Origin of the sequence: Sporomusa rhizae, from assembly GCF_041428845.1 — a bacterium.
Lineage (GTDB): Bacteria > Bacillota > Negativicutes > Sporomusales > Sporomusaceae > Sporomusa > Sporomusa rhizae.
Genome location: NZ_CP156925.1, coordinates 4,122,348 through 4,134,991, shown reverse-complemented (window position 1 = coordinate 4,134,991; position 12,644 = coordinate 4,122,348). Strand labels below are relative to the sequence as shown.

General features: G+C 48.1%; 12 protein-coding genes. All 12 read left to right on the top strand.

Features of this window, described 5'->3' with window-relative positions:
• The first annotated feature begins 3 nt into the window (after positions 1-3).
• The 12 genes from whiA (at position 4) to SRRS_RS19485 (ending at position 12,554) form a co-directional block, all read left to right on the top strand.
• Positions 4-966, top strand: coding sequence for a DNA-binding protein WhiA (whiA, locus tag SRRS_RS19540; protein ID WP_371362884.1), 963 nt, complete (start codon positions 4-6; stop codon positions 964-966).
• A complete protein-coding gene (locus SRRS_RS19535; RefSeq protein ID WP_371362883.1) occupies positions 959-1,708 on the top strand; it encodes a polysaccharide deacetylase family protein in 750 nt (249 codons plus the stop codon). The genes whiA and SRRS_RS19535 overlap by 8 nt, the downstream gene beginning before the upstream one ends.
• A gap of 145 nt (positions 1,709-1,853) precedes the next feature.
• Complete coding sequence (locus tag SRRS_RS19530; protein ID WP_371362881.1) at positions 1,854-2,936, top strand: copper amine oxidase; 1,083 nt, start codon at positions 1,854-1,856, stop codon at positions 2,934-2,936.
• A gap of 172 nt (positions 2,937-3,108) precedes the next feature.
• Entirely contained in the window at positions 3,109-3,249 is a 141-nt protein-coding gene (gene scfA, locus SRRS_RS19525) for a six-cysteine ranthipeptide SCIFF (RefSeq protein WP_075757400.1), read from the top strand.
• A gap of 92 nt (positions 3,250-3,341) precedes the next feature.
• Entirely contained in the window at positions 3,342-4,697 is a 1,356-nt protein-coding gene (scfB, locus tag SRRS_RS19520; protein WP_371362879.1) for a thioether cross-link-forming SCIFF peptide maturase, read from the top strand.
• 42 nt (positions 4,698-4,739) lie between these two features.
• A complete protein-coding gene (gene hypF, locus SRRS_RS19515) occupies positions 4,740-7,010 on the top strand; it encodes a carbamoyltransferase HypF (protein ID WP_371362878.1) in 2,271 nt (756 codons plus the stop codon).
• 2 nt (positions 7,011-7,012) lie between these two features.
• Positions 7,013-7,240, top strand: coding sequence for a HypC/HybG/HupF family hydrogenase formation chaperone (locus SRRS_RS19510; RefSeq protein ID WP_371362876.1), 228 nt, complete (start codon positions 7,013-7,015; stop codon positions 7,238-7,240).
• Positions 7,224-8,321, top strand: coding sequence for a hydrogenase formation protein HypD (gene hypD / locus SRRS_RS19505; RefSeq protein ID WP_371362874.1), 1,098 nt, complete (start codon positions 7,224-7,226; stop codon positions 8,319-8,321). Before SRRS_RS19510 ends, hypD begins: the two co-directional genes overlap by 17 nt.
• A gap of 1 nt (position 8,322) precedes the next feature.
• Positions 8,323-9,330, top strand: a complete 1,008-nt coding sequence (gene hypE, locus SRRS_RS19500) for a hydrogenase expression/formation protein HypE (RefSeq protein WP_371369882.1) — start codon at positions 8,323-8,325, stop codon at positions 9,328-9,330.
• An 82-nt stretch (positions 9,331-9,412) separates the two neighbouring features.
• Complete coding sequence (gene rpoN / locus SRRS_RS19495; protein WP_371362872.1) at positions 9,413-10,819, top strand: RNA polymerase factor sigma-54; 1,407 nt, start codon at positions 9,413-9,415, stop codon at positions 10,817-10,819.
• Positions 10,820-10,948: 129 nt separating this feature from the next.
• The gene (locus SRRS_RS19490) at positions 10,949-11,533 is read left to right on the top strand and encodes a glycerol-3-phosphate responsive antiterminator (protein ID WP_371362871.1); all 585 of its coding nucleotides are present in this window, start codon (positions 10,949-10,951) and stop codon (positions 11,531-11,533) included.
• Positions 11,534-11,819: 286 nt separating this feature from the next.
• Positions 11,820-12,554 carry an MIP/aquaporin family protein gene (locus tag SRRS_RS19485; protein ID WP_371362870.1) on the top strand — a complete coding sequence of 245 codons (735 nt, stop codon included), beginning with the start codon at positions 11,820-11,822 and terminating at the stop codon, positions 12,552-12,554.
• Positions 12,555-12,644 lie beyond the last annotated feature (90 nt).

Genomic DNA, 12,644 nt, shown 5'->3' with positions numbered 1-12,644 from the left:
CCCTTGTCATTTTCAACTGAAGTAAAAAATGAACTTGCCCGCATAACGGGCGAGAACGACTGTTGTTATGGCGCTGAATTGGCAGCGCTTATCCGGATGGGTGGTGCCATGTCCATCGGCGGCAACGCTAATTTGGGCATCAATTTCAGCAGTGAAAACGCCGCTGTTACCCGTAAGGTAATTGGTTTGATAAAACGTTATTCTAATGTTAAGACCGAAGTAGTCGTTACCCGGGGCAGGCGCTTAAAAAAGAATAATACTTACCATGTGCGGGTAGTACCATCGCCCGGGGTGAACGAATTGCTGGCGTCGTTAGGGATTATGCGTGGAGACGGTCTTAATGTTCAGTCAGACAGCGCTATTACGCGGAAAACCTGCTGCCGGCGTGCTTACCTGAGAGGCGCTTTTTTGGGAGCCGGTTCGGTTAACCGGCCTGAGGGTTCTTATCATTTAGAAATGGTGACAGGCAATGAGGAGTTGGCCAAATCGCTTGTCCGGGTTATGAAATCGCTAAGTTTGCCTGGGCGCATGACTGACCGGAAAGATGATTATATTGTGTATTTAAAGGATGGTAACGCCATTACCTCTTTCCTGCAGATTATTGGCGCACATAACGCCTTATTAACCTTTGAAAATGTCCGTGTGGTCAAAGATATGCGCAATCAGGTCAACCGCTTGGTTAACTGTGAGACGGCTAATCTCCAAAAGACTGTTAATGCGGCGGTTAGACAAGTTGAGAGTATTAGGACGATTGCCCAATATATGGGGCTTGATAAGCTACCCCCGCCGCTTAGAGAAGTGGCAGATGCACGACTGGCCTATCCGGAAGCCACGCTTTCCGAACTGGTCGAAATTTTGGAGGGCAGAGTGGGAAAATCAGGTATTAATCACCGGCTGCGTAAATTGGGGGAGATCGCGCAGTCGTTAGGTGGTTCTGCGGAAACCGAGAAGGATAATAATGCGTAAATTTTTACTGACTACTGTTGCCATCGGTTTACTATTTTTCCTCTGGTTATTAGCGCCCGGCGCCGGAGTCCCCATTTTGGCCTACCATCAAGTCGGCGACCTGCCGGAAATCTACAGTGTAACTGCCGACGAGTTTGACCAGCAAATGCAGTTTTTACAAACTCACGGCTATACTGCCATTTCCCTTGGCGAATTGTTTGCCGCTAAAAAGGATGGCAAGCAGTTACCGGACAACCCAGTTATTATTACCTTTGACGACGGTTATGCCGACAACTATCTGGCGGCACTGCCGATATTGGAGAAACATGGCATGAAGGGTACCGTGTTTGTAATCACCGGGCAAGTCGGCCAACCCGACTATTTGACTTGGCAGCAAATTAAGGAAATGCAGACCAGAGGAACAGAGATCGGCTCCCATACCCATAGTCATGTTGCTTTAACCGAAATTGGACAGCCTCAACTTCAGGACGAACTGCAGCGTTCTAAACAAATAATAGAAAATAATCTAGGCACACCGGTTAAATTTTTGGCCTATCCGTATGGCCAGTTTAACACACAAGCTATTGCTGCCCTCGAACAAGCCGGTTATACCGGGGCGTGTACCGGGGATCCCGGTTTAGGTACACCAACGGGTAATGCTTATAAGCTTAAACGGGTCAATGTTCCCAAGCCGAAGTATGGTTTATGGGAATTTCGACTGCGCCTGCTTCGGGCTCAGATATACGCGAAACTATCCCTTTAATTAGCAATACAGGCTTGCTATACTGCTATAGCAAGCCTGTTATTCTTAACGGAGCGGATTTAGTAAAGTCTGCCTAGTGGTTGAAGGCTGGTCCATTGTTTGTTATAATGCCTAGTAGGTGGCAAGTTGTTAGGAGGAATGCTTTTTGTTAAAATGGCTGAGACTTGCAAGTGCGGCAGTTGTTGTCACAATTGCAGTCAGCATGATTGGCTCCCAGCTTGCGCTGGCCAAATCCGGGCTTCCGGCGAATACTGATATGTTTAATATCACCGAACTGCCTGTTACTGTTACTGAACAAAGCGGTAAGCTACTGCTTTCTGATAGTCCGGAAATGGTACCTGCAGACGGGATTATGTATCAGGATACTGTTAGCGGTGATATTCGCCTGTTTTTTCACCATGTTAACGCTACTAAAGAACCCAAGAAAATCGTAGTACTGCTCATGAACAACACCACGGAAGCGGCTGATGTTTTTGTTCATAAGTATGGTCTGGGTGGACCGGGGCTTGATTATCTGGCAATAGGCAAAGATGCTCAAATGAAGTATTTAGAGCAAAAGGAAGTACAGCTTATTGAGGTACCGGCCAATGGTTCTGCTCTCTTGGAGCCTATACTTAAAGATACTGTGGTTTTACCTGACGAGTTGGTTAACGGTATTTACGATTTTGAGTCCAAGACTCCCATAAAAGTAGTAGTTATGATGCTGCCAGTTGACGCCAAACCGGCAGAATTTGTTGCTAAAGCCCAAATATTACCCACTGACAGCCAACGGCTAAGGGGAACTTTTTCCGGCAGTGACCGGGTGATTGTACCTAACCAGGCGTACAACGCGGCGAAACAAGGGGTCGTAGGTATTACTCTTGCTGACCATAAACTTGACCGCTATGTTAGCGGCATTGATGCTACAGACGGTTCAAACACGCTGAACTATGGAAATTACGGCGTTATGTACAAGCTGTTCCTTCCTACCGCGTTTGAACAAAAGTATGCTGTTTACTTAAATCCCCGGGGCGGGGAATATGCCGGTGGAATGTTTGTTAACTACCGCCACCAGGAACAACTGACACTCGGAACGCCGGCAGACAAATTATTTTTTGGCAACAAAACTGTCAAAGATGTAAGCCATCTCGGCGATTATGACGGTGGACAGTCTTTATGGCTGACTTTTTCACCACCAGGCGCGTCTAACTTGCCAGTAAAGATTCTTTTGGCGCCTACAGCCAAGTAAACGAATAATCAAAGATGCGAGATTGCCTGCCATGTTTGTAGACGTCGCCACCGTTAAATGCGAACCCCTGGCGCGGCAATCTCGTTTTCCTATTGATTCCTGTCCGTAAAACGGCTAAAATAGTATAGTAATACCTATTTTATTTAAGCGTAGGCAAGGAGGGATTTCGAATATGAAAAAGCATGTTGTTACAATTAATAAAGCATCACTCGCTCAAACTGTACATACCGGCGGCTGCGGGGAATGCCAGGCTTCCTGCCAGTCGGCCTGCAAGACTTCCTGCACTGTTGGCAATCAGGTCTGCCAGAAGTAACAGTAGCAGCCAGCCCCTTGCCTGCCAAGGGGCTTAATTTTTTACTTTGCTCTAAGCATGCCAGCGCAAATAGAAAGGAAATAAACAGATAGATGCAAGTTCATAAATTTACATTAAACGGTTTATATATCGTTCTTGATATTAATAGCGGCGCCGTACATATTGTCGACAAAATGGTATATGATATAATGGATAATTTTAACGGCGCTAACGAGGAAGAAGTCATTGCAGCGCTAGAGGATACCTACGCGCAAGATGATATTCGCGAGGCGCTGGGAGAGCTTAAAGAGCTTGTGCGCGCCGGCCAGTTGCTGTCACCCGAACTTACTGTTCCGATTACCTTTAGCGAAAAGCCGCTTGTTAAGTCCTTGTGCCTGCATGTGGCGCATGATTGCAACCTGCGCTGCGGTTACTGCTTTGCCGGAACAGGCGACTTTGGTCATAACCGCGGTCTTATGCCGAAGGAGATTGGCGAGCGGGCTGTGGATTTTATCATTGAAAATAGCGGCCCCAGACGTAACTGTGAAATGGATTTTTTCGGCGGCGAGCCGCTCTTAAATATGGGTACCGTCCGCCATGTCGTTAGTTACATCAGAAAACGCGAGGCGGAGACAGGCAAGGTATTTAAATTGACCTTGACTACCAATGCCGTATTGTTGAGCGATGAAATCATTAATTATTTAAATGACAACAACATTAGTCTGGTACTCAGCCTGGACGGCCGGCCTGCGGTTCATGACCGCATGCGGCCTGGTATAGATGGCAGCGGCAGTTATGACGAAGCGGCCAAGATGTGCAAAAAGGTTGTTCAAGCCCGTGGCAATCAGAACTACTATCTGCGTGGTACTTTTACTGCCTACAACCTGGACTTCTGTGCCGATGTTTTAAGCATGGCAGATGCCGGCTTTAACCTTTTATCAGTTGAACCGGTTGTTGCTAAGGATGCCGATTATGCGTTAACTGAGGAGCATTTGCCCGAATTATTCCGCCAGTACGAACTGTTGGCCGAAGAATATCTGGCCCGGAAACAGGCGGGTAACGGCTTTGATTTCTTCCATTTTAACCTTGATTTAAGCAACGGCCCTTGTGTGGCTAAACGCTTAAGTGGCTGCGGTGCCGGACATGAATACTTTGCTGTAACTCCGGAAGGCGATCTGTATCCCTGTCACCAATTTGTCGGACGCGACGAATACAAGCTGGGTAACGTATACGACGGTGTTACTAATAAGGAAATGCCGGGGAAATTCCGCCAGGCCCATGTTCTCAATAAACCTGCCTGCCGTGAGTGTTGGGCAAGATTTTATTGCAGCGGCGGCTGTCATGCCAACGCCGACTTGTTCCATCATGATTTGCACAAACCATATGAGTTAGGCTGCGAGCTGCAGAAAAAGCGGCTGGAATGTGCAATTATGATTCAGGCTAAATTAGCGATGGCCGGTCAAGAGTAACCCGTAGGTGGGTAAAGCTTACTTTTTCCTGAGGTGTCCGCTATGACTTGTAAAGCAGTTAATCTTCATATAACCGGAATGATTCAAGGGGTGGGTTTCCGCCCCTTTGTTTATAATTTGGCTCGGTACTGGGGGATAAAGGGATGGGTTTCCAATACGGCCCGCGGTGTCGATATCCGGGCCGAAGGCCTTCCGGCTTCCCTGGATGCCTTTATCGCTGCTCTGAAAAGTCAGGCCCCGCCGTTAGCGGTTGTTGATACGATAGCGGTTAATCACTGCAAACCAGGCGGATATACCGATTTCGCCATCAAGCCAAGTGGCAATAGTGAAGTGAAAACAGCCTTAGTGTCACCTGATGTTGCCACTTGCCCGGCTTGCCGGGAAGAACTCCTGAATCCTGCTGACCGGCGGTATCATTATCCGTTTATCAACTGTACCAATTGCGGTCCGCGGTTTAGCATTATTCAGGACATCCCGTATGACCGGCGGGCTACCACGATGCAGCAGTTTACTATGTGTCCGGATTGTCAGGCGGAATATGATAACCCGGCTAACCGCCGCTTTCATGCCCAGCCTAACGCCTGTCCGGCGTGTGGTCCGGGTTACCGGCTGGTGGATACCAATGGCCGGCAGGTAGCAGTCCGCGATCAGGACGTATTTGCTGTTGCCAAGAGTCTGCTGGCTGAGGGCGCAATCCTGGCTATCAAAGGACTTGGTGGTTATCATCTGGCCGTTAATGCCAAAGAGGAAGCAGCTGTAAAGCGGCTTAGAACGCGGAAATTGCGTGAAGCTAAGCCGTTTGCTGTGATGGCCGGCAGTCTGGCAGCGGTTAAGCTCCAGTGTAATGTTGATACAAAAGAGGAAGCGTTGCTGACAAGCCAGGCCAGACCCATTGTACTCGTTAAAAAAGGCGCTGACTATCACTTGGCAGACAGCCTTGCGCCCGGCAACCCCTATGTTGGTGTAATGCTGCCGTATACGCCGGCTCATTATCTGCTATTAGACGAAGAGGACATGGTAGTTATGACCAGCGGCAATGTCAGTGATGAACCTATTGCCTATCAGGACAAGGATGCCTTTGAACGCCTTAGTATTATTGCCGATTATTTCTTACTGCATAACCGGGATATTCATTGCCGGACAGAGGACTCGGTGGTCAGAGTTGTGAAGGAAGAACCATACTTTATCCGCCGCAGCCGCGGGTATGTTCCTGCTCCTGTCAGACTGGCGCAACCATTGCCACCGGTATTGGCTGTAGGCGGTGAATTGAAGAACACCTTCTGCCTGACGCGCGGCAGGCAGGCTTTTATTAGTTGTCATATCGGCGATTTGGCGAATTTATCTACCTATCATTCTTATATAGAAGCAATTAACCATTTTAAAAAGCTGCTGGCATTATCGCCGGAAGTTGTTGCCTGCGACTTGCACCCTGAGTATTTATCGACAAAGTACGCATTAACCCTTGGCTTGCCAATAATACCGGTTCAGCACCATCATGCACACATTGCCGCCGTGATGGCTGAACACCACCTAACCGAGCCTGTTATCGGTCTTGCTTTTGATGGTACAGGCTATGGGGAGGATGGAACACTGTGGGGCGGCGAGTTTTTGGTTGCTGATTTAAAAGGATACCGGCGTAGCGGTCATTTGGGCTATTTACGGCTGCCGGGCGGGGAAAACGCCATCAGAGAGCCGTGGCGGCTGGCTTTGTGGCTGCTTAAGGAAATTTACGGTCAAGACTTTATCAACCTAAACTTGCCGTTTATACGACAATTGCCCGCTGGTTGGGAACTGTTGCTCACAGCCGCCGAAAAAGGAGTAAATGCGCCGCTGGCTGACGGCGCAGGCCGGATTTTTGATGCCGCCGCCGCCCTGCTGGGTGTTAGACAGGTTATTACCTATGAGGGGCAAGCTGCCATTGAATTGGAGCAAGCCGCGCAAGGCGCTAACGGCAGGGTGCTGCCCTACGATATTGTGTCGAAGAATGGGCAATTGATACTTGACTATAAGCCGTTGTTTGCCGGGCTATGCCATGCGTTGCAACAGGAAACAGCCATATCGCAGCTTGCTGCCGATTTCCATATAACCTTGGCTGCTGCTGCCTGTGAAGTAGCGCGAAAAATCAGCCAGGCTACCGGTATTAAAAAGGTGGCTTTAAGTGGCGGTGTCTTTCAGAATATCACCTTTTTAACACAAGTTGTCGGAATGTTAATGCAACATGATTTAATAGTATATCTTCATCGGCAAACGCCAGCCAACGATGGCGGTCTGTCTCTGGGGCAGGCGGTGATTGCCGGCGAAAGGAGTAGATAATTATGTGTTTGGCCGTTCCCGCCAAAATTATCGAATGCAATGGTTTCATGGCAACGGTTGATATAAGCGGTGTTACCCGCCAAGTCAGTCTTATGCTGCTGCCGGAAGCAGTTGTCGGTGATTATGTGCTTATCCATGCCGGGTTTGCCATTCAAAGCATTGATGAAGAAGAGGCACTGCGTACTCTCGAACTGTTTAAGGAGTTGGAGCAATATGCGTCTAACAGCTGAACAGACAGCGGGTGCTGCCGCCTTTTTTACCGCTACTATTACCAGGCTGGCAACCCGTCCTGTGCGTATCATGGAAGTGTGCGGTTCGCATACGGTAGCCATCTTTCGCAACGGTATCCGGCAATTGCTGCCGCCTACGGTTGAATTAGTCAGCGGCCCCGGCTGTCCGGTGTGCGTTACACCCAATGAATATTTGGACACCGCTATCGCCTATAGCCGCTGCCCCGATACCGTAATTGTCACCTTCGGCGATATGCTTAAAGTACCTGGCTCGGCGTCTTCCCTTCAGGCCGAAAAAAGCCGGGGGGCGGATATTCGTATTGTGTATTCGCCGCTCGACAGTTTGACGATTGCCAGAGAGAATCCTGATAAACACGTAATTTTTCTTGCGGTAGGTTTTGAGACAACCGCACCTACCGCGGCGGCCACTGTGCTCGAGGCCAAACAACAGAGACTTAAAAATTTTTTCGTTCTGTCAGCGCATAAGCTGGTACCGCCGGCACTGCGAACATTATTGTCAGCGTCTGAGACCAAAGTAGATGGTTTTCTGCTGCCGGGGCATACTGTCACAATAAGCGGTTTTGAGCCTTATCGCTTTGTTGCTGAAGAATATCAAGTACCGGCAGTGGTTACCGGGTTTGAAGCGCTGGATATTTTGCAGGGGGTCTCTTTGCTGATGGAACAAATTGCAGCCGGTAAGGCTGAACTCCTTAATCAATACCGCCGGGTAGCCAAGCCGGAAGGTAATCCGGCAGCCTTGCGGATTTTACAGGAAGTATATAGTCCGGCGTCTGCTGCCTGGCGTGGCTTTGGTGTTATCGAAGGCTCCGGGCTTAAGCTTAAGCCTGAGTATGGGGAGTATGACGCCCAAACAGCGCTGCCGTTGCCTGAAATCGTAACAAACGAACCGGTAGGCTGCCGCTGCGGCGAAGTGCTGCGCGGCAATATCATTCCGGAAGCTTGTCCGCATTTTGGCAGGAACTGCACGCCCGAGCAGCCTGTTGGTGCTTGCATGGTATCGGTCGAAGGTGCGTGTGCCGCTTGGTACAAATACGGACAGGGACGGTGGAATTATGCATAAAATGCCAGAACAGATTTTGCTTGGGCACGGCAGCGGCGGCCGGCTCAGCCAGGACTTGATTAAAAATATTATGCTGCCGGCTTTCCAAAACCAGGCGCTTGCCGAAATGCATGACGGTGCCCGGTTGACAATTAATGGCACTAAACTGGCATTTACGACAGATAGTTATGTTGTGAAGCCACGGTTTTTTCCTGGCGGCAATATCGGTAAGCTGGCAGTCTGCGGAACAGTCAATGATTTGGCTGTGTGCGGCGCGCAGCCACTGTATTTAAGTGCCGGGTTTATTTTAGAAGAAGGACTGTCTATGGCCGAATTCCGGCAAATTGTGGCTTCGATGGCAGAAATGGCTGCGGCTGCCGGTGTTGAGATTGTTACAGGCGACACCAAGGTAGTGGAAAAAGGTGCAGTTGATGGTATCTACATTAATACTGCCGGCGTGGGTGCCATGCTGCCTGGTGTCCAGATAGCCGCCAACCGGGTCAAGCCCGGCCAGGACATCATTGTCAGTGGCTTTCTTGGCGATCACGCCATTGCGGTAATGAGTGAACGGCATGGCTTAACGCTGCCGGCGCAGATTGTCAGCGATTGCGCACCACTAAACAAGCTTATTCAAAAACTGCTGACAGAAGTACCGGAAATCGCTATGCTGCGTGATCCTACGCGCGGCGGTTTGGCGACAACCCTAAATGAAATCGCCGTCGACGCCGGAGTAGGTGTTATGCTTGACGAAAACCTAATTCCGGTACGCCCTGAAGTGCAGGCAGTCTGTGCACTTTTAGGATTTGATTCTTTGTATCTGGCCAATGAAGGAAAAGTGATTGTTTTTGTCGAAAAAGAGCTTAGTGAAAAAGTTTTGACGATTATGCACCAAACCGAAACGGCTGGTGCCGCCTGTGTTGTCGGAACAGTAACTGAAAAAATGTCCGGACAGGTTGTACTCAAAACAAAAATAGGCGGCTTGCGCCTACTGGACATGCTTTCAGGGGAACAACTACCGCGAATTTGTTGACATATTTCTTGGAAGTTGTCCATAGTATATAGTATTATTAACAAGGACAGGCACCTTGTCATTACTTAGGGGAGGTTATACTGTGCAATTGGATTACGGCTTAAAACTGGAAACAACGCAAAAGTTAATAATGACTCCCCAGTTGCGTCAGGCAATTGCAATTCTCCAGCTTCCGGCTACAGAGCTGGCTGAGCTGGTGGAAAAAGAATTACTGGAAAACCCTGTGCTGGAAACAGATAATGACGGCAATAAAGACGAGCCTACTATCGAATCCGAGCCGTTAACCCGTGATGATAACCAGCCGGAAGCCGATGGCTGGATTGAATACTTACTGAATGGGGCGCAGAGTGCTCCGGGCAGTGGAACGGGAATTTCGGAAACAAATCAACGCCGGGAAATTGCAGATGTTGAGGCGTTGTCTTTGCAGGATTATCTGGAAATGCAACTGCATTTTGCTGTGTTTAAAGCTGGCTATTTGGCGGTCGGTAAATATCTTATCGGCTGTATTGATGACAACGGCTATTTATGCGGTACATTATCCGAAGTGGCTGCTCAGCTTGGTGTAGATGAAATCGTAGTTGGCGATGTCCTGCAAATCATCCAAACTTTTGATCCCGTCGGTGTCGGAGCGCGCAGCTTGCAAGAATGCCTGCTTATTCAACTGGAACAAAAAATCTTAGATTACAAAAGCGAAGAATTCGATTTGGCTGTTGCTATTATCAATGAACATCTTGATCAGGTGGCTTCCGGCCGTTTTAAACAAATTGCTGATAAGCAGCACTGCACGGTGCATGAAGTCCAGCAGGCTGTTGATATAATTCGTACCCTTAATCCTAAACCAGGTCGCACCTTTGGCGGCGGACAGCCTGGTTATATTGTGCCTGATGTTACTGTGGAACGCATTAATAATGGATATGCTATCAATATTAATGATAATTATGTGCCGCAACTGGCCATTAATCCTTATTACCGCCAGATTGTCCGGGATGCGGACAGTGACGCCCGCAAATACGTAGAAAGCAGGATTAATGCCGCTGTCTGGCTGATAAAAAGTATCGAGCAGCGCCGGCGAACATTATACAATGTGACCGAGGCCATTATCAGTTTGCAGCAAGCTTTTTTTGATCATGGTTCCAAATTTCTGCGACCTCTTACTATGAAAAAGGTGGCTGAACAGATTGGTGTTCATGAATCTACCGTCAGCCGGGCTACCGCTAATAAATATATCGCTACTCCCCACGGCGTATTCGGTATGCATACCTTTTTTACTTCAGGGGTTCAAAGCGCAGATGGACAAGATGTGTCAGCAAGCCGGGTAAAACAAGAGATAAAAGAGCTTGTTGCCGCGGAAAACCAAACCCAGCCTTTAAGCGATCAAGCCTTGTGTGACATCCTTAACGGCAAGGGAATTATGGTATCACGAAGAACCGTAGCAAAATATCGTGAAGAAATAGGAATTGCCGCATCAAGTAAACGCAAGCGTCACTAGCCCTTTGTGAAAAAACGTTACAATATTCCAAATATTGTAACAAAAATATTAAATTGGAAAAGGTATCTGCAAAAAAATGGAGAATAAGAAACAGGAATAATAATATTATAGAGGGCGGTGAATGTCTAATTGGCACAGCAGGATATTGTAAAATTGCTATGTAATGGCTATGTTATACCTGCGCCGCGCAATTATGAGGATTTTAAGTATGCGCTGGAACACTCTTCAAATCCTAGTCTCAGCCTGTTATTCGGCGATATTAACATTTTGCCCGAACTATTAGTCAAGGCGCGGGAGTACAAGAAACGCATTCTGGTTCATCTGGACTTGCTGGGCGGGTTCGGGAAAGATAAGGCTGGTATTGTTTTTTTGGCAAGAATGGGGGTTGCGGCTGTTATCACGACTAAACCCCAGCTGGGAAAATTAGCCCGCGAGGCAGGAATGCTTGTTATTCATCGCTTATTCTTGATGGATTCAGAGGCTATAAAGACTGGCGTAAATCTGCTTAAAGGTTATAAACCGGATGCTTTGGAATTACTGCCGGCCTCAGTTCCCGCCAGTGTAGTGGCTGAGCTGGGGGGAATGACCGGGCTACCCATTCTCGGGGGTGGCTTGATGCACAGCAAAGAAGACATCGAAATGGCTGTTCGCAGTGGCTTGAGTGCTGTTAGTGCCAGTAAACGCGAGCTTTGGGAGCCATTTGGAAAAGGGTAACAGTATGTGAAAATAATAATTTACGGAATATTTGAAATATAGCAGGAATTGAAAAAAGAGTAGAGAATATATTTGAACTAGAAGAATACAGGGACAGAGATAAAGAGGAAGTCCGCAATTTTCGCCCAGGAACGGTGCTAGCAGTTTCAGGGGCGTTAATTCGGGCTTTTGTTTTTTTGTCCAAATAAGGGGGGGCTTAGAAAACAGGTAGAAAAGTGATTAGCGTCGTTAGCTGAGTATATTAGGAACGCACAATTTCACAAGAAAAAAGAAGGGGGTATTATCTATGACTAATTTGTTTGGTGAATTTTTTGGCACGATGGTCCTTTTAACATTCGGTTGTGGTGTTGTAGCTAACGTGGTTTTAGCACGTTCGAGAGGAAACGGCGGCGGCTGGATAGTAATAACCGCAGGCTGGGCATTTGCAGTCATGCTAGGGGTATTTGCTGCGCTTGCCACAGGGGCTCCTCAAACCGACCTTAGTCCGGCAGTTACTCTGTTTAAAATGTATGCCGGTGTATACGAAGTGCCTCACGCTCTTGCTACTATGGGTGTCCAAGTACTTGGCGGCATTGCCGGTGGTGTTATTACTTGGTTGGTTTATCTCCCGCATTGGGAAATTACGGAAGACAAGGGTGCAAAATTAGCTGTGTTCGCAACAGCACCGATCGTTCGCAAGTTTGGTCCGGCTTTATTGTGTGAAGCAATAGCAACTTGCTTTTTGCTTATTGCTTTCTACACTATCGGCAGCAAAGCTGCACAAGGTGTTGCTGGTATTCCTAGTGGTTTAGGAGTTTACCTTACTGCAATGGTAATCTGGGCCGTTGGCTTGAGCTTGGGTGGCCCTACTGGTTATGCGCTGAACCCCGCCCGTGACCTTGGACCTCGTATTGCTCATGCTATTCTTCCGATTCCTGGTAAAGGTGATTCCGACTGGGCTTATGCTTGGGTTCCGGTAGTTGGTCCGATGCTTGGTGCGACTCTGGCCTTCATGATTTGCCGGGCACTTCAATTGGTCTAATATTTTTAGATTGCTGTAGGAAAGCTCTAAACAGGTTTTTCGATATCATTGAGGCCTAAGCCTTAAATAAATAAAAAGGGAGTTGCTGTC

Coding starts and splice junctions, on each gene's coding strand:
- hypF (WP_371362878.1), top strand. CDS start 4,740: ATGACTTGTAAAGCAGTTAATCTTCATATAACCGGAATGATTCAAGGG.
- scfB (WP_371362879.1), top strand. CDS start 3,342: ATGCAAGTTCATAAATTTACATTAAACGGTTTATATATCGTTCTTGAT.
- scfA (WP_075757400.1), top strand. CDS start 3,109: ATGAAAAAGCATGTTGTTACAATTAATAAAGCATCACTCGCTCAAACT.
- SRRS_RS19485 (WP_371362870.1), top strand. CDS start 11,820: ATGACTAATTTGTTTGGTGAATTTTTTGGCACGATGGTCCTTTTAACA.
- SRRS_RS19535 (WP_371362883.1), top strand. CDS start 959: ATGCGTAAATTTTTACTGACTACTGTTGCCATCGGTTTACTATTTTTC.
- SRRS_RS19510 (WP_371362876.1), top strand. CDS start 7,013: ATGTGTTTGGCCGTTCCCGCCAAAATTATCGAATGCAATGGTTTCATG.
- hypE (WP_371369882.1), top strand. CDS start 8,323: ATGCCAGAACAGATTTTGCTTGGGCACGGCAGCGGCGGCCGGCTCAGC.
- hypD (WP_371362874.1), top strand. CDS start 7,224: ATGCGTCTAACAGCTGAACAGACAGCGGGTGCTGCCGCCTTTTTTACC.